Source organism: Actinoplanes italicus, assembly GCF_003001815.1.
GTDB classification, from domain to species: Bacteria; Actinomycetota; Actinomycetes; order Mycobacteriales; family Micromonosporaceae; genus Actinoplanes; species Actinoplanes italicus.
In genome coordinates, this window is the sequence record NZ_PVMZ01000018.1 from 189651 (window position 1) to 209042 (window position 19392).

The 19392-nt window shown below is 71.7% G+C and carries 22 protein-coding genes; 7 read left to right on the forward strand and 15 right to left on the reverse strand.

The window, feature by feature from the left end; all coding sequences use genetic code 11:
• Complete coding sequence (locus CLV67_RS35670) at nucleotides 1-1545, reverse strand: serine/threonine-protein kinase (protein ID WP_106326473.1); 1545 nt, start codon at nucleotides 1543-1545, stop codon at nucleotides 1-3.
• 238 nt (nucleotides 1546-1783) lie between these two features.
• Nucleotides 1784-2473 (reverse strand): DUF998 domain-containing protein, encoded by a 690-nt coding sequence (locus CLV67_RS35675; RefSeq protein WP_170154120.1) that lies wholly within the window; start codon nucleotides 2471-2473, stop codon nucleotides 1784-1786.
• Between the two features lie 24 nt (nucleotides 2474-2497).
• Between CLV67_RS35675 and CLV67_RS35680 the strand changes: the two genes are divergently transcribed.
• A complete protein-coding gene (locus CLV67_RS35680; RefSeq protein WP_239166369.1) occupies nucleotides 2498-3097 on the forward strand; it encodes a hypothetical protein in 600 nt (199 codons plus the stop codon).
• On the opposite strand, the gene CLV67_RS35685 is transcribed toward CLV67_RS35680, so the two are convergent.
• Nucleotides 3085-3957, reverse strand: coding sequence for a hypothetical protein (locus CLV67_RS35685; RefSeq protein WP_106326476.1), 873 nt, complete (start codon nucleotides 3955-3957; stop codon nucleotides 3085-3087). The genes CLV67_RS35680 and CLV67_RS35685 overlap by 13 nt on opposite strands.
• A 77-nt stretch (nucleotides 3958-4034) precedes the next feature.
• On the opposite strand from CLV67_RS35685, the gene CLV67_RS35690 reads away from it, so the two are divergent.
• Nucleotides 4035-4529 carry a DinB family protein gene (locus CLV67_RS35690; RefSeq protein ID WP_106326478.1) on the forward strand — a complete coding sequence of 165 codons (495 nt, stop codon included), beginning with the start codon at nucleotides 4035-4037 and terminating at the stop codon, nucleotides 4527-4529.
• Between the two features lie 262 nt (nucleotides 4530-4791).
• On the opposite strand, the gene CLV67_RS35695 is transcribed toward CLV67_RS35690, so the two are convergent.
• The gene (locus CLV67_RS35695) at nucleotides 4792-5013 is read right to left on the reverse strand and encodes a putative antibiotic biosynthesis monooxygenase (RefSeq protein WP_106326480.1); all 222 of its coding nucleotides are present in this window, start codon (nucleotides 5011-5013) and stop codon (nucleotides 4792-4794) included.
• A 129-nt stretch (nucleotides 5014-5142) separates the two neighbouring features.
• Entirely contained in the window at nucleotides 5143-6087 is a 945-nt protein-coding gene (locus CLV67_RS35700) for an NAD(P)/FAD-dependent oxidoreductase (RefSeq protein WP_106326482.1), read from the reverse strand.
• 296 nt (nucleotides 6088-6383) lie between these two features.
• On the opposite strand from CLV67_RS35700, the gene CLV67_RS35705 reads away from it, so the two are divergent.
• On the forward strand, nucleotides 6384-6971 hold the full coding sequence (locus CLV67_RS35705) for a helix-turn-helix domain-containing protein (RefSeq protein WP_239166368.1): 588 nt from the start codon (nucleotides 6384-6386) through the stop codon (nucleotides 6969-6971).
• A 66-nt stretch (nucleotides 6972-7037) separates the two neighbouring features.
• Here CLV67_RS35705 and CLV67_RS35710 read toward each other — a convergent pair whose 3' ends face one another.
• The 8 genes from CLV67_RS35710 to CLV67_RS35745 form a co-directional block, all read right to left on the reverse strand.
• Entirely contained in the window at nucleotides 7038-8333 is a 1296-nt protein-coding gene (locus tag CLV67_RS35710) for a M20/M25/M40 family metallo-hydrolase (RefSeq protein WP_106326487.1), read from the reverse strand.
• The gene (locus tag CLV67_RS35715) at nucleotides 8330-9637 is read right to left on the reverse strand and encodes a radical SAM protein (RefSeq protein ID WP_106326489.1); all 1308 of its coding nucleotides are present in this window, start codon (nucleotides 9635-9637) and stop codon (nucleotides 8330-8332) included. The genes CLV67_RS35710 and CLV67_RS35715 overlap by 4 nt, the downstream gene beginning before the upstream one ends.
• 85 nt (nucleotides 9638-9722) lie before the next feature.
• The gene (locus CLV67_RS35720; protein WP_106326492.1) at nucleotides 9723-11141 is read right to left on the reverse strand and encodes a hypothetical protein; all 1419 of its coding nucleotides are present in this window, start codon (nucleotides 11139-11141) and stop codon (nucleotides 9723-9725) included.
• Entirely contained in the window at nucleotides 11138-11491 is a 354-nt protein-coding gene (locus tag CLV67_RS35725) for a hypothetical protein (protein ID WP_146169415.1), read from the reverse strand. The genes CLV67_RS35720 and CLV67_RS35725 overlap by 4 nt, the downstream gene beginning before the upstream one ends.
• A gap of 50 nt (nucleotides 11492-11541) precedes the next feature.
• Nucleotides 11542-12333, reverse strand: a complete 792-nt coding sequence (locus CLV67_RS35730; protein WP_106326496.1) for an alpha/beta fold hydrolase — start codon at nucleotides 12331-12333, stop codon at nucleotides 11542-11544.
• 36 nt (nucleotides 12334-12369) lie between these two features.
• Nucleotides 12370-12711, reverse strand: a complete 342-nt coding sequence (locus tag CLV67_RS35735; protein ID WP_106326498.1) for a hypothetical protein — start codon at nucleotides 12709-12711, stop codon at nucleotides 12370-12372.
• Between the two features lie 57 nt (nucleotides 12712-12768).
• Nucleotides 12769-13704 (reverse strand): serine hydrolase, encoded by a 936-nt coding sequence (locus tag CLV67_RS35740; protein WP_106326501.1) that lies wholly within the window; start codon nucleotides 13702-13704, stop codon nucleotides 12769-12771.
• Between the two features lie 11 nt (nucleotides 13705-13715).
• Nucleotides 13716-14621, reverse strand: a complete 906-nt coding sequence (locus CLV67_RS35745; protein ID WP_106326504.1) for a LysR family transcriptional regulator — start codon at nucleotides 14619-14621, stop codon at nucleotides 13716-13718.
• 82 nt (nucleotides 14622-14703) lie between these two features.
• Between CLV67_RS35745 and CLV67_RS35750 the strand changes: the two genes are divergently transcribed.
• From CLV67_RS35750 to CLV67_RS35765, 4 genes are all read left to right on the forward strand, one after another.
• Nucleotides 14704-15897, forward strand: coding sequence for an MFS transporter (locus tag CLV67_RS35750; RefSeq protein ID WP_106326507.1), 1194 nt, complete (start codon nucleotides 14704-14706; stop codon nucleotides 15895-15897).
• Nucleotides 15898-16052: 155 nt separating this feature from the next.
• Entirely contained in the window at nucleotides 16053-16727 is a 675-nt protein-coding gene (locus CLV67_RS35755) for a DNA alkylation repair protein (protein ID WP_106326664.1), read from the forward strand.
• Complete coding sequence (locus CLV67_RS35760; protein WP_106326510.1) at nucleotides 16724-17230, forward strand: hypothetical protein; 507 nt, start codon at nucleotides 16724-16726, stop codon at nucleotides 17228-17230. The genes CLV67_RS35755 and CLV67_RS35760 overlap by 4 nt, the downstream gene beginning before the upstream one ends.
• A 78-nt stretch (nucleotides 17231-17308) precedes the next feature.
• Entirely contained in the window at nucleotides 17309-17905 is a 597-nt protein-coding gene (locus CLV67_RS35765; protein ID WP_106326512.1) for a suppressor of fused domain protein, read from the forward strand.
• On the opposite strand, the gene CLV67_RS35770 is transcribed toward CLV67_RS35765, so the two are convergent.
• Both CLV67_RS35770 and CLV67_RS35775 read right to left on the reverse strand, forming a co-directional pair.
• The gene (locus CLV67_RS35770; protein ID WP_106326515.1) at nucleotides 17850-18830 is read right to left on the reverse strand and encodes a phosphotransferase; all 981 of its coding nucleotides are present in this window, start codon (nucleotides 18828-18830) and stop codon (nucleotides 17850-17852) included. The genes CLV67_RS35765 and CLV67_RS35770 overlap by 56 nt on opposite strands.
• A 49-nt stretch (nucleotides 18831-18879) precedes the next feature.
• A complete protein-coding gene (locus CLV67_RS35775; RefSeq protein WP_106326518.1) occupies nucleotides 18880-19365 on the reverse strand; it encodes an NUDIX domain-containing protein in 486 nt (161 codons plus the stop codon).
• Nucleotides 19366-19392 lie beyond the last annotated feature (27 nt).

Here is a 19392-nt window from a genome sequence, read left to right on the forward strand (position 1 = left end):
TCAGGCAACCTCCGCCTCCGGTGTTCCGTCGTCGCAGGTGACCGTCACCGTCACGGCCCGGTTGCCCTGCCGGAACGTCACGGCCGGGGCCGCGGCCGGGCCGGGGTCGACCGAGTCGAGTCTGTACGGCCGGGTGGCGGTCCACGACAGCAGCTCGGCGGTGACCGGCGAGGGACATGTCGCCACCACCTTCCCGCCCGCCGAGGAGAAGGTCCGCTCCACGGCCGCGGGCGGCGGCGTCGCGGGTGTCGTGGCCGTCGGCGCGGCCGTGGGTGGCGCCGCCGCCGAGGACGTGGCCACAGCCGTTCCGGGTGCGATCGCCCGCGACGGTGTCACCTGCGGGTCCTCCGCCGCCGGCACGCGCTGTGTCCGCTCCGGATCAGCGCTGCCCTGCGGCTGGGCGGTCGCTGCCGCACCGCTGCGCGTGGGCGGGGCCGGTGACGTCACCGGAGTGCCCGCCGCGACACCGCCGCCCGCGCCAGCCTGCTCCGGACGTTCCATCAGCACCCACACGCCGGCGCCGCCGGCCACCAGCGCCGCCGCCACGGCCGCCACTGGCCGCCACCGCGGCTTCGCCTTCGCGGGTGCCGCCGCCCCGGGTGCCGCCGTCGCGGCGGCTGCTTTTCTGCGGACCAGCACCGTCGGCTCGGACGGGACGGCCACCGGGACGGTCGGCTCGTCGTTCACCACGCGGATCCCCGCGCCGCGGGCCAGCACCTCGGCCGCCTCGTCGGCGGTCGGCCGCTGATCCGGATCCTTGGCCAGGCAGCGATGACAGAGCCGGATCACGTAGTCCGGCACACCCACGATCGGCGGCAGCCGCGTCGGCGGGATGTACAGGTGCGCCTCCACCATCTGCCGGGTGTCCTCGCTGCTCCACGGCGACCGGCCGGACAGCATGCGGTAGAGGACGACGCCGAGCGCGTACACATCGGAGGCCGGAACCACCGCGTCACCGATGAGACGCTCCGGCGCCAGATAGGCCGGGGTGCCCAGGACGTCGTCCTCCGGCTCCTCCACACCACCCGGCGAGATCGCCGCCGCGATGCCGAAGTCCACCACCTTGGCCCCGGTCGGCGCGAGCATCACGTTGCCCGGCTTGATGTCCCGGTGCACCAGCCCTTCGGCGTGCGCCGCCGCCAGCGCCGCGGCGATCTCGGCCACGATCCGCATGGCGAACTCCGGCGGCGGCAGGCCCGCCGACAGCCGTGCAAGCAGGGTTCCACCGGGCACGAGCTCCATCACCACGTACGGGAAGACCCGTCCCGCCCGATCCATCTCGCCGTAGTCGTGCACCTGAGCGACGTTCGGATGCGACAGCGCCGCGGCCGCCCTCGCCTCGTGCCGGATCCGCTCCCGCAGACGAACGTCCCAGGCCCGCGCCGGAGCCACCACCTTGACCGCGACCGACCGGCCCAGCACATCGTCATGAGCCCGCCAGACCACCGCCATCCCACCGGCGCCGATCTGACGCTGCAGCCGGTAGCGCCCGCCGAGGACCAGACCTTCGAGAGAGGGCCCGTACGCATCGTCGGTCATGCTCATTCACGCCAGTCTGCCGGGATTACCGAAGATCCGCAGCCCGGCCCTTCATCTATTCCTGTGCCGTCTCCGCATCCGCCGCCATTCCTCTCGGAGTCCTTCCCTCACCGCCTCGTGCCGCACTGCCGCCCGCTCACCGTCTCGACCTGCGCCGCTTCTCCCGCGCCCCACTCGACGAAGCCGCACGGCACCCCACTCAGGAAGATCTAGGGAACTTACGTCCCGATGGGCAGCCGCAAATTCACAAGATCTGTGAGGCGGGGTCGGCTGTCATGGTCCGGCTCGTCAGGCCCGGTTGAGGGGCGCCCGGATCGAGCTGCCGGCCGTTCGGCCGGTCACGGAGCGCCCACCAGGCCAGCAGCAGAACCGTGACCACCTCGGCCAGGCCGAGCAGCCGCTCGACCCCGCCGAGCGGGATGGCCCGCCACCAGCGCACTCCCGTCCACGGCTCGGCCAGCACCGCCCACAGGATCGGCGCGAAACACAGCAGCGAGACCACGCCGCCGACCGCCACCCAGCGGGCCGGGCCACCACCCCGCCGGGACGCCAGCAGGGCGCCGACCGGCAGGCTCAGGAAGGCGACCACGCTGGCCACCCGGTGGATGTCGCCGCTCATCGACGGGCCCATCTGCCAGTTGTGCTTCTCGAACCAGACGACGCCGATCAGGCCGGCCACCCACAGGCCCAGCGCGACCGCCGCCGCCCCGCTCAGCAGACCGGCGCGAAGCAACGCGGCCACGATCGCCGCCGAACCGGCGGCGAGCAGCAGCGTGGCCGTGTCGAAGATCCAGCCGTTGGGCATCAACGCGTACTGGCTGATGGTGCGGCGCATCCAGTCCAGGTCGGCGGAAGGCGCCATCACGTGCAACACCGCATACATCGCCAGGGACGCCAGGACACACGCGATACCGAGACCGGCTACGGCTTTCATCCGACAAGGGTGCACGATCATCCTGTGAGTGTTCTTGAAGTCGCCGCGGCTCTGCCCGGCCCCGAGGAACTGCTGCGGCGGTCGCAGGCGCTGGCCATGTGCGACGCGATCATGAGCCCGGCCTGGGAGGACCGCTACTACTCCGTCGACTCCCGCTGGAGTCCGGACCGTGGTGAGCGGATGGCGTCGATGCGCAACGGGTCGGGTGACGAGTACTCGATCGTGTTCTCCCCCGCCGGCGTCTTCATCCGCGGGCTCGATCACGAGGTCCCGTACAGCCCAGGTCTCTTCGACGAGGTGCCCGCGGTGTTCGCCCGCCAGGTGGCCGAGCCCGCTTTCGGCCATGGTTCCAACATCTGTCTCTGGCGTGAGGCCGGCGACGACGGGTGGCACGGGCGCGGGGCCGACACGGCGGCCTGGCTCTTCGAACTGCTGGCCAACGGTACGCCCGCGGCGTACCAGGAGTTCGCCGAGGACTATTACGAGGAGGACGTGGACCTCGAAGCGGTGACCGAGGTGTTCGCCCTGCGGCCGCTCACCGACGCACTCGTGCGCCGGCTCAACCCGGATGTGAGCATCGCTTACCTGGCCGACGACATCACGGAGATCGACTATCCGCGGTGATGGCGCTTCACGAAGGTGTAGCCGGGCTCCAGGGTGAAGCCGTCGATCTGCTCCTTCTCGAGGGCCTGCTGGTGGAGGTTCTGCTGCTTCTTCGAGGCGTGCGCGCCGGGCGGCAGGCGGCGGACGAAACCGTTGACCCAGTGGTCGCGGCGGTCCCCTCCCTCGCCGTGCGGGTCGCCGCCCCCGGACGGGTCGGGTAGCGGGGCCTCCTCCACCAGCGGGGCGTAGAACAGCAGGTCGAGGGACTCCTCGCCGTCGACGGCCGGGTAGTTGAGCGCGCCGTCGACGGCCGTGCTGCCGGTCACGCGGGTCACGTAGCCCTCCCGCAACAGCTGGTCGACGGCGTTGCGCAGCAGGAACGTGCCCTTCTTACCCCGGCCCAGACCGCAGTGCGCCGGCAGCTCCGCCTCGGGGAACGCGGCGGAACCGTCGTCGAAGACCCGGCCGAGCCGCCGGACCGCGTTGAGAACCCGGCCACGGTTGGAGACGCCCGGGTCGAACTCGCGGGTGACCACTCGTGGGTCGTAGTCGTGGTAGAAGTCGACCCCGTCGACCCGCATCGGCTCGTCGAGCACCGTGGTCTTCACCATCAGATACTCCTCCGACGGCCGCCAGGCGACGGTCACGAACGCGCCCGGCCGCACGTCCGGCGGCCACACGATGTCGGTGAGATGCCAACCCGGATCCTGTACGGGCGCGGCCTCGAACGTCTCCCGCGCGGGCGTGACGCCCAGCAGGCGGTGTTCGAGCACCACCGTGACCGACTCCCGCGCCCCCACCGTGGCGGCGAGATCATCGGGCAGCGGGCACACCCCGTTCTCGAGATCCGCCCGGACCAGCGCGAACCGACGACTCCTCACGCCGGGAAGATTACCTTCTCCGGGAGCGCCGGGATCGGGCCGGAAAATGTCAGGGGGTACCGCTAGCGTGCGCTCCCATGACGGGGATCGATGGCGAGAAGGCAGTCCTGCACGAGTTCCTGACCTATCAGCGAGGTGTCGTCCTGGCGATCGTCGAGGGGCTCGGCGAGCAGGCGCTGCACCGCTCGGTGCTGCCCTCGGGGTGGACGCCTCTCGGGTTGATCGAGCACCTCGGGCATGCCGAGATCCACTGGTTCCAGGACGTGCTGACCGGCTCCGCCGAGCCCCCACCCTGGGGCTGGGACGACGCCCCGCCGCTCACCACACCACGACCGGCCTCGGCGGTGATCGACTTCTACCGTGAGGTGTGCAAGCGGTCGGACGAGCTGATCGCCGTGACGCCGCTGGACGCCGCTCCGGCCCTGCGGCACGAGGTCGAGTGGCTGGCCGAGCAGACCGGCGACCTGCGGCGGATCATCCTGCACATGATCGAGGAGACCGCCCGGCACGCCGGTCACCTCGACGTGGCGCGGGAGCTGATCGACGGGCGCACTGGCCTGGGCCCACGCTGATCCCCTGCTGAGCCCGGTCAACCACGGGCGGTGCCCTTCGCCCGTGTTCCTTCGCGGTTCCTTCGGCCCGGGCTGTTCCTCAGCGGCCCGTGTTTCCGGCAGCAGCCCGTGTTTCCGGCAGCAGCCCGTGTTTCCGGCAGCAGCCCGTGTTTCCGGCAGCAGCCCGTGTTTCCGGCAGCAGCCCGTGTTTCCGGCAGCGACCCGTGTTTCCGGCAGCGGCCAGTGTTTCTAGCGGCCGGTGCCTTCAGCCGGGACGGTGTCATCAGCTGCGGGCCGTGATGAGGCGGGTCCGGAGGCGGCTCAGCAGTGGCATCAGGCCATAGACGACGATCGGCACGGCGATCGTCGCCAGCACGAGGGTGCGCAGCACCATCGGGGCGTCCCGGAGCAGGTCGCCGAGCAGCAGCTGCAGGACGGTCAGGGTGGGGAACACGGCGATCCAGATCATGACGGCCATCTGGTGGCGGCTCGATCTATTCGACATGGAGATGACTCCTCATATGGCAGCGATTGGGGGCGGTTCCTACAGCGGGAGGCGGGCGAGTGCCTACAGCCGGAGGCGGGCGAGCTCTACAGCGAAGAGTTGGGCTCTACAGCGGAAAGGGGTCGGGCACTACAGCGGGAGGCGGTTGACGAGGGCAGCGACCTGGCGTTCCTGCGCCGCGGAGAACGGGAGGGCGTCGCGGACGTCCTCCTCGACGAGGTCGGCGTTGATGTCGATGGCGGCGGCCGATCCGGCGCCGGCCGCGGTGATCACCTGCGCCCGAGGGTCTACGGCGTTACCGGCCGCCCAGACGCCCGGCACGGTGGTGCGTCCGGTGCGCTCGTCGGTCAGGACCGCGCCCAGGCCGGTGAGCAGGGCGTCAGTGGGAACCAGCCGGGGACGGACGAAGAGGGCGTACGGAGCGACGACGCTGGCCCGGTCGAGTTCGATGCCGGCCAGCCGGTCGCCTTCGATGATCAGGCGGGTCACGACGCCCTCGACAACGCGGATGTCACGGGCCTTGAGCCGCTGCCGATCGTCGTTGCTCAGCTCGTGGGTGTGGGCGAAGAAGGTCACGTCGGCCGACCACTGGCGGATCAGCAGGGCGTGGCGGACGGTTTCGGGACTGCCGCCGAGCACGCCCAGCGGCCGGTCCCGTACCTCGAACCCGTGGCAGTACGGACAGTGCAGCACATCGCGGCCCCAGCGGTCGGCCAGACCGGGGATCGCGGGGATCTCGTCACGCAGGCCGGTCGCCACGAGCACCCGCCGGGTCCCGATCACGCCGCCTGAGGCGAGCCCGACACGGAATCCGGCTGAGCGCGGGGTGATCGCGGTGACGGTGCCGTCGAGCAGTTCGCCGCCGTAGCCCTTGATCTCGGCTCGTCCGGCGGCCAGGAAGTCGGCGGGCGGCATGCCGTCGCGCGACAGGTATCCGTGCATGTGGGCCGCCGGTGCGTTGCGCGGCCGGCCCGCGTCGATCACCGCCACCCGGCGACGGGCCCTGGTCAGGACCAGGGCGGCGCTGAGTCCGGCGGCGCCGCCGCCCACTACTACGACGTCGTATTCGTTCATGCCGCCCAGGCTGCGCGGCCACGCCGGATCCCGGCAAAGAACGTTGCCGTTTCTGGGAACCGGCCGGCTCGACGGCGGCAGCCCGGTATCGGCCACCCGACGGCAGCGGCCCATACGGCTCGATGGCGGCAGCCCGGTATCGGCCACCCGACGGCAGCGGCCCATACGGCTCGATGGCGGCGGCCCTGCACCGGCGGCTCGGTGTCTGCGCCGGGCGTTCTTCGCGTCTGCCCGGTCCTTTCCCGGAAACGGCAACATTGGTTGCCGATGTGGGGATGGCCGGGTCGAATGGGCCTGTGGAACCAGCGATCACCGCAGCCCTTGCCGAGGTCGGCCCCCGGCTCCGGGCCCTGCGCACCCGCCGCAACGTCACCCTGACCGCGCTGGCCGAGGTCACCGGCATCTCCAAGAGCACCCTCTCCCGGCTGGAGAGCGGACAGCGCAAGCCGAGCCTGGAGCTGCTGCTGCCGATCGCGCAGGCGCACCGGGTGCCGATCGACGAGCTGATCGGGGCTCCACAGATCGCCGACCCACGGGTACGCCCGGCGCCCCGGAGGGTGAACGGGCGGATCGTGCTGCCGCTGACCCCGCACGCCGGCTCGCTGCAGGCCTGGAAGGTGATCATCCCGGGTGACCAGACCGAGCCCGAACCGCGGACTCACGAGGGCTACGAGTGGCTCTACGTGCTCTCCGGACGGCTCCGGCTGGTGCTCGGCGACCACGACTTCACCCTCGCGGCCGGGGAGGCGGCCGAGTTCGACACACGGGTGCCGCACTGGTTCGGCAGCACCGGCGAGCACGCCGTCGAGATCATCAGCATCCTGGGGCGGCAGGGCGAGCGAATGCACGTCCGAGCCCGCCCGGCCGCCGCCGCCGCTCGATGAGAGTCCGCGACGAGGCACGACGCCCCGACCACCCGGCCGCCGCCGACGCTACGGGCAGTACAGGCGCTACAGGCGCTCCATGAGGGTCCGATACCAGGCGACGCCCTTGAGGTAGGCCTCGACGGTGATGTGCTCGTCGTGCGTGTGGATCGACTCGCGCTGCTTCTTGGTCATCTCGAACGGGGTGAACCGGTAGACACGCTCGCTGATCTTCGTGAAGTGGCGGGCGTCGGTCGCGGCCATCATCACGTAGGGCGAGGTCACCGCCTCCGGGAAGTGCTCGCCGGTCACCGCGGCGATCAGGTCGAACGCCTCGTCGAGCGGGGACGACGGGGACGGCTCGCCCTCGTCGATCACGGTGATCCGCACCTGCGGGTCCTTGATCACCCGGCGGACGTGCCTGATGACACCCTCCATGGTGTCGCCGACCAGGATGCGGATGTTCACGCCGGCGGTGGCGGTGGCGGCGACCACGTTCAGGGCCGGGGAGCCGCTGAGTGTCGTCACCGCGACGGTGGTGCGGACCATCGCCGCCGTCTCGGGACCGGCCGCCAGCAGCAGGCGGGTCAGCAGGGCACGGCTGCGGACGGCGGTGCTCAACGCGTACCGCATGGGGGGTTTGGCATGTGGCGCCGCTCGCCGGAAGAGCTCCATGGTGGCGTCGGGCGCGGAGGCCCGCATCGGCGCGCGGTCGAGGCGGGTGACGGCTCGCGCGAGGCGGGCGGTCGGGCCGAGCGGCGCCGGTGTGGAGGCATGCCCGCCTCGGCCGTCGACGCGCAGTTCGAGGGAGGTGATGCCCTTCTCGGTGACGCCGATGACCGCGATCGGCTTCTCCACGCCGGGAAAGGCGTCGTAGGCGACCGCGCCGCCCTCGTCGAGCACGAACCACGGGGTGACGCCGCGGCGGCGGAGCTCCTCGACGGCGAGCGGGGCCGCGTCGCCGGCGACCTCCTCGTTGCAGCCGAACGACAGCCAGACGTCCTGTGCCGGGGTGTACCCGGTGGCGAGCAGGTCCTCCACGGCCTGGCAGATCGCGACGAGACTGCCCTTGCAGTCCAGGGTTCCGCGGCCCCAGATCACGCCGTCCTCGATCACCGCTCCGAAGGGTGGGTGCCGCCAGGGTCCCTCGACCGGGACCACGTCGCTGTGCGCCATCAGCACGACCGGCCGGTCGGCGGCGGCACCGGCCCAGTGGAACAGCAGGCCGTGGCTGCCGACCCGGACCAGCGGCAACGCGTGCAGCAGCGGGAAGTGCCCGCGCAACGCCGCCAGGAACGCGTCGAAGGCGACGTGGTCCCAGGCGGCGGTGTCGCGGGTCGAGACGGTCGGGATCCGCAGGAGGTCGCGGAACACCTCGATCATTTTTCGGCCGGCAGCGTGTCCATGAACGAGCTGACCGAGAAGACCGCGTTGCCGGCGCCGGGCGGGCCGTAGCCGGGCGGGCTGGACAGCCCGTTGGCCTCCATGGTCGCGCGGTACGCCTCCAGGAGCCGGATGTGGTACTCGAGGGGAGCACCCTCGGGGTTCATCTTGCCCAGCGGGGTGGTCGGCTCCGGGCACCAGGTGGTGAACCGCGGGGTGATGCCCCGGGACATGAAGTACTGCAGGCCCTCGGTGGTCGACGCGATCGCCTCGTCGACGGTGGTGAACCCGAACGGCGCGGCCATCTCGATGCCGGCCACGAAGTTGGGGATCACGTTGCGTGGGCCGAACACCTCGGCCGAGGTGAGGATGCGGCGGTGCCACTCCTCCCGGCCGACGTACCGCTCCTTACCGGGGCAGTAACGCTCGAACAGATACTTGTCCCACACCTCGTAGTTGGGGTGGTAGATCCGGATGCCGTAGTCGTAGAAGCGCTGCACGTCCTCTTTCGGGAGCGCCTGCGCGACGACCTTGCCGATCCACCGGCCCGGGAAACGCTCCTCGATCGCCTGGGCGTACCGGCCGTAGAAGTCGGCCTCGGCCAGCCCGTCGACCTTGCTGGTGACGCTGCCGCCGGTCAGCGTGTAGGCGTGCGACGTCTTCGCGGTGTCGTACTTGTCGATGATCGCGAGCGCCTCGAGCACCTCGTCGACCGGCTTCACACCGGTGTAGGGCCGCCCGGCCGCCTTGTGCTGACGCCAGTTGTGGTTGATGTCGCAGTACTGGCACTCCTCTTTGGCGCCGAAGTACTGACAGACCCGGAAGACGGTGAGGTAGACGAGGTAGCCCCACTGGATGGTGGGCGCGACCTCCATCACCTGCTTCCCGTTCTCGAGCGTGTGCCGGTAGTAGTCCGGCATCGGCGGCAGCCCGACGTCGGCGATCGGCCGGTCGTCGAGGTGCAGCATCAGCTTGCCGTCCTCGGTCGGCTTCACCCGATACGGCGAGGACGGGTTGATCCGCACCGACACCACCGTGCGACGAAGGTCGTACGGCCCGCCGGTGAGCACGATCTCCTCCGGTGGCCGCCGCAGCGCCGCCTCGCCCAGCTCGGGCAGGGTCCGGTGGTCGAACGAGAAGATGAAGTACGACTTCGGCTTCACGTCACCGTTCTCGTTGTCGGTGAGCGCCGAATCGTCGAACGCCAGCCCGCCCCGCAGCAGGTCTTCCTTGATCACCGCCTCACGCGGGATGTGCGGGAACCGTCCCATCAGATCTTCGATGAGATCCGTGCGCCTCTGCATGCGTCCTCCCCGACGGACCGTAGCACGCCCAGCCCCTTACATCCGGAGCCAGGCCGCCGTGTCCAGGATCACCCCAAACCCCAGGTCAGCGCGCTTCTCCAGGTGGGCGATCATCTCCCGGCCGGCATCCCAGCAGGCGGGCGATGTGGAGGGTACGCCGGACCGCGTCATCGATCGTCTTCGGCCGGACCGAGCCGGTGTCGCCCGTCACCACGAACAGTTCCCGCCCGCGGGCCGTCCAGGGCGGGATCTCCCCTCGCCGGAACGCCGCCCGCAACGCGACCTCATCCGCCGTCCCCACGTCGCCGACGAGTCTGCCGGGCAGGCGCATGGCGGCCGAGGGAATCGGCTCCGGCAGCCGCAGCACGACGAAGACCCCGCTGCCGTCGCGTTCCGGGGTGGCGTCGGCGAGCGCGTTGCCGTCCCACGAGATCCGCCCGGCGGTGACCGGAAAGCCACCCGAACGGAACGACCAGGCCGCGCGGACCCTGATCGAGCCCTGTTGGCGCAGGTCGGTCCACGGCCATTCACGGCTCCCCGGGCGGATCCGCTCCCAGCCTGCCCGCCGGGCATGACGCAGCACCGCGAGCCGCGACCACGCCGGGCGGACGAGAAACGCCAGGACCAGGGCCGGGCACAGCAGGGCGAGGAGGAGCCCGCCCGGCTCGGTGTCCCGGAAGGCGTACAACCCGATCATCAGCAGCTCGACCAGGGCCAGGACGAGATAGACGACCATGCCCGCGTACGGGATCAGGAAGGCCTTCCCACGCCAGTGCCGCGCACGGGCGACCCGGCGCTCAGCGGTCCCGTCCCGGTCGTCCCCGGCCGGCGGGACCCCTCGGTCCAGGCCGAGGAGCCCGGGGATGCGCAGCGTCCGGTCGACCGCTTTGTCGATCATGGCCGGCTTGATGGACTCCTCGGCGGGCGTGACCGTGAACAGGGTCCGGTCGCGGGCCGTCCAGGCCGGGATCGTGCCGTTGAGGTAACTCCACCGCAGGTCCGGCAGATCGAGAAGCGGCGAGTCGCCGACCCGCTGGAACGGCAGGTGCAGGGCCATCGGCGGCACCGGCCGCGCGAGCGGGACCACGACGAAGACCCCCGCGCCGGCGGGCTGGTCGACCAGGCCGGCGAAGGCGTCGCCGGTCCACTCGACCGTTCCCGCGATGACCGGCAGGCCGTCCGCCTCGATGGACCAGGCTCGCCGCACCATCGCCGGCCCCTCGGGCCACGGCCACACCAGGGTGTCCGGGTCGAGCGCCCGCCATCCGGCCCGCCTGGCATGCCGGGTCAGGGCACCGGCCGCGTCCCGCCGCTGAAACGCGAACCCCAGGATGATCACCGCGAGGAGCAGCATGGCCACGCCCGGGCTTCGCACCCCGTAGCGGTCGTCGATCCGGGACAGCGCCTGCTGGCCGAGCCACACCATGGCGGCCAGCGCGGCCGAACCGGCCACGAGGACCACCACTCCGACGAAGCGGTGGCCGAGTGCTCGCGCGGTGGTCACACCAGCAGGATCAGAGCCGCGCGGGCGAGATCGCGGGCCTGCGCCCACTCGGCGCGGGTGGCCAGGGCCTCGACCTGCCAGAGGTGCCGGTTGTGGTCGCCGCTCATCGCGTCGAGGTGCTCGTCGAGCCGGGTCAGCGCGGGCAGCGCCGCCTCGTCGAGCCAGCCGCGCGCCACGAACGACGGCAGCAGCGCGAAGCCCTCGTCGAACTCGATCTCCAGCTCGGCGACGGCGACCGCCGTGCCGTTGAAGGCCCGGCCGAGCCAGGCCTCCTGACCCGCGGCGTCGAGTGTCAGAACGGCGACGCTGCGCACGAATCGGAGCGCTGTCCGGGGATCTACTTCATCCACGGCGTCACTCTATGTGCAAGAACGTCGATGCACCGACGGTGACGCGCCGATCATCCGGCGACCCGGTCGAGCCAGTCGTGCATGAGGGTCCGGAAGAGTGCCGGCTGGTCGAGTTGCAGGTTGTGCCCGGCGACGTCGAGGACCGCGAACGTGGCCCGCGGGTAGTGCGGCAGCAGGACGAACTGGTCGGTGTACCCGACGACGTGGTCCTGCCGGCCGGTGAGGATCAGCGTGGGCCGTGGGAACGGGTCGCCGCTCTCCGGGCCGGTCGTCAGCTGCCAGCGCTGCTCGATCCGGTCGATGGCCTCGGCGTCGGCCAGGTCGAGTCCGGGCATGATGCCGTCGCGGAACCCGGCGGCCGCCTCGGGTGACTCGACCACGGCCATCTCGGCGAACGCGGCCGCGGTCCGGGCGTCGAGTCCGGCGACAGCGGCCGGGTCGGCGCGCAGGACCTGCCGCGCGGGCAGCGTGCGTCGGGTGCGGTCCACCACGGCGCCGACCGGGCAGATCAGCGCCAGCCCGAGCACCCGTCCGGCCAGCGCGGCGGTCACCGCACGGCTCAGGTATCCGCCGTAGGACTCCCCCACCAGCAGGAACGGCTCGTCGCCGAGCGTCTCACCGACGAAGTCCAGCACCGCGGCCAGCACGTCGTCGGCGCTCGCGATCGACGGCGGCGCCGCCGAGCGGCCCATGCCGGGCAGGTCGGGGTAGAGCCGCCGGAACCCTGGCCGCGCGGCGAACACCGGTTCCAGGCAGCCGAGCATCAGCCGGTGGTCGGCCGTCCACCCGTGCAGCGCCACCACCGGCACGCCGCTCCCGTGTTCGACATGGTGCAGCCCCATCAGCCCTCCCCGGTGGTGCGTGGTCAGCAAAGCCTCTCAGAGCAACGTGGCGAGCAGGAACCGGCTCAGTGGCAACGCGCTGCGGACCTCCTCGTCGTGCCCCCACACGATCCAGACCGGCGGGTCGTCACCGTCCGGCAGGGTCGCCAGGCGGAAGCCGCCCTGGTTCTCCGCGCCGGAGGTCAGCCGTCCGGCGCCGTCGATGGTCATCAGGTGGGGCTCGAACAGGTGGTCCTGCCGGCCCAGCACGTCCTCGCGGGCGGCGGCGACCTCGTGCTCCGGGCGGTCGGAGACGCAGTCGAGTTCCAGCTCGTGGCGGATCGGGATGCCGTCGGCGGCGAGCGGGATGCTCGGCTTGAGCTCGCGCGCCCGGGTCACCGCGTCCCGGTCGAGGCGGACCAGATCGTAGCCGCGGGCGGACGGTGACGGGCACGGTCAGTACCTGAGGTGCTGGCGGGTCAGCTTGGCGATCCTCTCGGTCAGCTTGACGCCGGTCGTCATGTTCTTGTTGCGGCGGGTCAGGACGGCGATGGACACGTCGACCCTGCCGTTCTTCGAGGTGATCCGGCCGATGGTGTTGACCGCCCAGAGGCCGCCGTCGGCCGTACGCGTGTCCCATCCGTTCTTGACCGTGAAGATCTCACCGGTCCTGGTGACCACCGGGACGCCCCAGTCCTGCGCCTTGTTCACGGTGTTCATCAGGGTGAACGCCGTCTTGCGGGAGGACGCGCTCAGCGGGCCCTTCGTGTCGACGAGCTCCTCGAGCAGGCGGATCTGGTCGGCGGCGGTGGTCTTCGTCAGGCCCCAGCGGGCGTTGACGACCGTCTGGGTCAGGCCGAGCCGCTTGTTGCACTTCGTGACCGCGTTCCTGCCGCCGATCCGGTTGTACAGCGACGTGGTCGCGTTGTTGTCGCTGAGCCGGATCATCGGGCCGGCCAGCTTCATCTCGGCGGACGTCGGCCCGCGCCCGGCGTCCTGCGCCTTGAGCAGCATGCACGCGAGAACCTGCACCTTCACGATGCTGGCGGTGTCGAACTTGACGGAACCGCGATGGACGTACCGCAGCCCGGTCTTCCGGTCGTAGACCGCGACCGAGAACTCACCCTTGACCGACTTCAGCGCCGCGTTCAGCTGGCTGATGCGTTTCGCCTGGTCGGAGGCGCCGAGCGCGGAGGCCCCGAGGGAGAGGGCGGGGGCGGACGAAGCGGGCGTGGCAGGCGGTACCGCTACCGCGGCCGCGACGACGGACGAGCTGGGAGCGGCCCATGCGGGCTTGGGCGCGTCGCTGCTCGTGCCGGCCACGACCAGGCCACCTCCCGCGACTGTCACGGTCAGCGCCGCGACGAGCATCCAGACCCGTATCGACCTCATGGCGGCCCACTCTAACGGACCGGACGGCCCGATCCGGGGAGGTAATCGGCGGTCAGGGAGATCAACGCGCGGGCCGCGGCACCCGGTGGACGTCCGGCCGGGACCGCCAGCGACAGGGGCCAGCGCAGGTCAGCGCCGGTCACCGGAATCGACGCGATCCCGGCCACGCCGCCGGTCAGGAAACGCGGCAGAAGAGCGACACCGAGACCATGTCGTACGTACTCCGCGCTCATCCCGATGTCGGTGATCTCGATCGTCACGTGCCTGCGTACCCCGGCCGCCGCGAACGCCCGGTCGGCGACGTCCCGATTGCCGTACCCGGCCGGCAGGTCGATGAAGTCCAGTCCGGCGAGCCGATCGATCGGCACCGTGGGCCGGTCGGCGAGCGGGTGGCCGAGCGGGACCGCGAGGTCCATGTCCGCGCTGGTCAGCTCCACCAGGTGCACCCCGGCCGGCTGTGGCCCGGGCACCGAGACGAACGCCAGGTCGAGCCGGTGGTCGGCGAGCATCTCGACCAGCCCGCGCGAGCCCATCGGGGACACCGCGGTCCGGATCAGCACGCCGGGGTGGCGGCGGTGGTACTCGCCGAGCAGCGCCGGCAGGTCGATGACCCGGATCGAGGTGAGGGTACCGATCCGCAGGGTGCCGCGAAGGCCGCCGCTGACCTCGGCGACGGCGTCACGGGCGTCACGGGCCGCGTCGAGGGCGATCCGGGCGCGTGGCAGCAGGGCCTCGCCGGCGTCGGTGAGGCGGACGCGCTTGGTGTCGCGGTCGAGCAGCGGGGTGCCGAGCTCGCGTTCCAGGGTCTTGATCGCGGCGGAGACGGCGGACTGGACGACGTGCAGGCGGGCGGCGGCGCGGGTGAAGTGACGTTCCTCGGCGACGGCCACGAAATACTCGAGCTGACGTAGTTCCACGACGGCAATCATCAACGATCGCGATCAGACCGAGCGAGAAATTTCGTTGGCAGTGATGATCGGGGCGACGCACAGTCGGCGCATGGCACTTCTGGAAGCACCCGTCGCACCCCGCACCCGAACCGGTTCCCGGGCCGGGTTCTGGGCCGTCGCGTTCGCGTTCGCGGTCGCGATGGCGTTCTCCACGGTTCCCGCTCCGCTCTATCCGCTGTACGGGTTCTCCACGTTCACGGTCACGCTGGTGTTCGCCGCCTACGCGGTCGGCGTCGTGGCGAGCCTGGTCCTGGCCGGGCACGTGTCCGACCGGCTCGGGCGGCGGCGTGTCCTCGTGCCGGCGCTCGGGCTGGAGCTCGTGGCGGCGGTGCTGTTCCTGGCCGGGGACTCGGTGCCACTGCTGCTCGTCGCCCGGTTCGTCACCGGGCTCGGGGTCGGCATGATCACCGCGACCGCCACGGCGTACCTGCACGAACTGCACGCCGCCGAGCGGCCGGGTGCGCCCGGAACGCGGTTCGAGGTGGTGTCGACGGCCGCGAACATCGGCGGGCTCGGGCTGGGCACGCTGGTGGCCGGTGTGCTGGCGCAATTCGTGACGGCGCCACTGCGTACGCCGTACGCCGTCTTTGTGGTCCTGATCGTGGCTGCCGTCGCGGCCGTCACGCTGGCCCCGGAGACCGTGCGCCCGTCCGGCGCCTACCGGTACCGGCCGCAGCGCGTGACCACCGGCCGTGGCCCCGCCTACCTGGCCGCCGCCACCGGAGCGTTCGCCGCGTTCTCCGTCTTCGGCTTCTTCACCTCGGTGGCGCCCGGTTTCGTCGCCGGAACGCTGCACCAGCCCTCCCGCGCCCTCGCCGGGCTGATCGTCTTCGCGGTCTTCGGCGGCTCGGCCGTCGCGCAGACCCTGACCACCGCTCTGAGCGCGCGAAGCAGGACCACGCTCGGCCTGTCCGCGCAGGCGGCCGGCACGACAGCCCTGGTCAGCGGCATGCACCTGGCCAGCCTGCCGGTCTTCCTCATCGGCGGCCTGCTCGCCGCCGCGGGCGCGGGCGTCCTCTTCAAGGCGAGCATCGGTACGGTCGCCGCGCTCGCCGCGCCGCAGGACCGGGGAGCCGCGCTCGCCGGGCTCTTCCTGATCGCCTACGTGGCGCTGGCCGTCTCCGCCCTCGCCATCGGCCTGGCCGCCCTGGTCGCCCCGGTCGTCACGGTGATGACCTGGTTCGCCGTCGCCCTCCTCGTGATGCTCACCGCCGTGGCAACCCTGACCCGCCGCCCCTCCTGACCCGCTCTCCCCAGTTGTGTCGCACCGCTGCCGCAAGTCCGCCGAGACAACGGTGCGACACGGCCGGGGTGGCGGGGCGGGAACCGCCTGACCCGGCCGTGGCATCCTGGTCACCTGTTCACGACGACGGCCCGGAGGACGCGGTGATCGAGACGATGGTGGCCGAGGTGCTGGCCGAACTGGCCACGCTCGATGACCCGAAGGCCCGCGCGGTCAACGAGCGGCACGGTGACGACCACGGGGTCAACCTCGGCGCTCTGCGGGCGATCGCGAAACGGCTCAAGACCCAGCAGGACCTCGCCGTCGCGCTGTGGGCGACCGGCGACTCGGCGGCTCGGCTGGTGGCACTGCTCATCTGCCGGCCGCGGGCGTTCGGGCGCGACGAGCTCGACACCATGCTGCGCGAGGCGCGTACGCCGAAGGTGCAGGACTGGCTGGTCAACTACGTGGTCAAGAAGAACCCGCACGCCGAGGAACTGCGCCTGCACTGGTCGGCCGACGAGGACCCGGTGGTCGCGAGCGCCGGGTGGGCGCTGACCGTCGAACGGGTCGCGAAGAAGCCCGCCGGACTCGACCTGGACGGGCTGCTGGACGTCATCGAGCAGCGGATGAAGGAAGCCCCCGACCGGCTGCAGTGGGCCATGAACCACTGCCTGGCCCAGATCGGCATCTCGCACGCCGATCAGCGGGCCCGGGCCGTCGCCATCGGCGAGCGCCTGGAGGTCCTGAAGGACTATCCGACGCCGCCGAACTGCACGTCACCGTACGCGCCGATCTGGATCGCGGAGATGGTTCGCCGCCAGGAGCCGGCGCCCGCCGGACGGTCGTGACCGGCGACGCGGTCCTGGTGATCGGCGGCATCACGGCGGCCTTCGTGCTCGCGCCGGTCGTCTTGTTTCCCCGGCGCTCGGTGGTGGGCCCGAGGCAGCTGCTCACCGGGGCCGGCAGCGGCGCGGCGGCGGCCGCGGTCTGGCTGGTCGTCGTGCTGGTCGCGCCGCCCGTTCCGCCGTCGACCGGAGCAGCGCTCGCCGTCACGGGGGCGGCCGCGCTGATCGCCGGGTTCGCCGGGTCCGGTCGTGGCCCGGGCCGTCTGCTCGCCGCGCTGCTGGCCGCGGCCACCGCGATGGGGCTGATCTTCGCGATGGTGGTGACGCTCGCACACTGGGGGCCGGACACGATCGTCCCGGACGTCACTCCGCAGGCACCCGAGGCGTTGCGCATCCCCGAGAGCCGGATCGAGATGGTCGACCCGTATGTGCTGATCCTGGTGCTCGGCGCCCTGGCCGCGGCCGCACTGAGCGTTGTCACGGCGCTGAACCGCCGACGGCGCTGAACCACGGCCGGCTCCACCCGGACCACGGCCCTCAGCCGCCGGCGGCGCTGAGCCGGGGCATCGTGCGAGACTGCCGCCGTGGATCATGAACTGACCCCTGCCGGGCAGGCTGTGTTCGACCATCTGACCACCCGGTTCGACGGTGGCCCGCCTGTTGTTTCACCGCCGGCGCCGGGGCCGGCCCGTGCCCTGGTCCCCGACCTGCACATCGTCCGCCTCACTCCACCGGGCCCGGGCTGGGTCTATGCCACGACCGGCCTGTGGGAGGCCACTCAGCGGGACGGGCACGGACTGGAGTTCGTGCTCCACGCCCCGCGGGTGGACGACGTGACCCACATCGAGACGCTGTCCATGGTCGGCTACTACCACGCCAGCGGCGGCGACTACACGCTCGGCCTCGGTCACACCGTCCCGATCGGGCGGCCGTGGCAGCCGGGGTCGGCCTGTGATCATCTGCTGGTCAGCCTGCCCTACCCGTGGGGGCCGGAGTTCGAGCGCTGCGAGGTGCCGGGCGGGCACGCGCAGCTGCTGTGGCTGCTGCCGATCACCGCGGCGGAGAAGCGATATCGGCATGAGCACGGTCTCGAGGCCCTCGAACAGCTCTTCGAGGAGGCCGAGATCATTCCGAACGACCCGCTGCGGGACTGCGTCGTGGCTTCGCGAGGTAAGCGGTGAGGTAACGGAGGGCCGCGGCGGCGTCCGCCCCGTCGCCGTGCGGGGCTCGCAGATCCGCGGTGAACGCGGCCACATCGGCCAGCACCCACCGGACACGGTGAAAAGCGATGCCGGACGGCAGGCCGGCGGAGCCGGTGGTCAGGCCGGCGGAGCCGGTGGTCAGGCCGGCGAACGCCGGGGTCAGCATCCACAGGTCGCGGGCGGGCGGGGCGATCCGCGCCGTCGTCCAGTCGATGAGGCGGAGACCGCCGGAGGTCCGCAGCACGTTCCCCGGATGCGGCTCGCCGTGGGTGATCACCCAGTCCGCCGCGGTCTCTCCGACGAGGTGCGCCAGCCGGTCGAAGTCGGCGAGCCGCCGCCGGATCCGGTCCTGATGACGACCGAGCAGGTGACGCGCCGGTTCGGCGTGCGGGCCGGAGGTCCACGGCCGGTCCAGGTCGGCCAGGGCTTCGAGCAGCCCGGCCCGGCCCGGGAGCCGCAGGTCGTCGCGCGGCGCGAGGTGTGCGACCGTGTCGGTGGCCCGGTGCAGGGCGGTGAGCAGGGCCGTCATCTCGGGCAGATCGGCGTCGGGGTGCGGGCCGAACTCGCCGGCGACGCCCTCGATCATCGGGAACACCGCCAGCGCGTATCGGTGACCGAGCCGTCGCAGCACGGCGCCGTCGACGGCCGGGACAGGAGCGACGACGAACGCGAGCCCGGCGTCGCGGTGCAGGGTCAGCGCGGTCTCCATCGACCGCCGCAGGTCGTCGAAGCCGGTCTTGTCCACCTTGACGAACCAGGTATCGCCCGAGCGGTCGACGGCTGACCAGTGGTAGCTGCCCGCACCGACCGGCAGGTAGTCGAGGGAACGGGTCTCGATGGTCCAGCCGGCGGCCAGTGCGGAGATCAGGTCGGACTCGGCCAGACCCGGTGGGCGGTCACGCATGGGTGTCGATTGTCCGCCGACTGCTTCGGACGTACCGCGGGAGGGGTTTTCACCAGCCGCTGAGCCGCAACGGCTCGGCCGCCCGCCACGCCTCGACGCACGCCGCGGAATAGGAGTGGAGCTCGGGTGGCAGCGCGTCCCAGTGGAACCACTCGATGCCCGCGCACTTGTGCGGCTCGGCGTTGACCGGTTGCCCGTGCCGGACTGGGTCGAAGGTGACCGCGAATGTCAGGCCGATGCGGGTGTGACCGGCCGGTGTGCGGTGGTGGACGGTCGTGACAAGGCGTGGCTCGTCGGGGGCGAGGAGCAGGCCGATCTCCTCGGTGGTCTCGCGGCGCAGGGCGGTGAGCGCGTCCTCGCCGTGCTCGAGTTTGCCGCTCGGAAGATTCCACAGGCCGTCGGCGTAGCCGGTGCCGTCGCGCAGGGCGAGCAGCACACGGTCGCCGTGGGCGAGGATCAGGAACACGTCGATCGGATGCGTCGGACGGGCCCGGACCGTGGCCGGGCGGCCGGCGGGAAGGCGATGCGTCGGCATGCCCGGATTCCATCACGGGGGTACGAC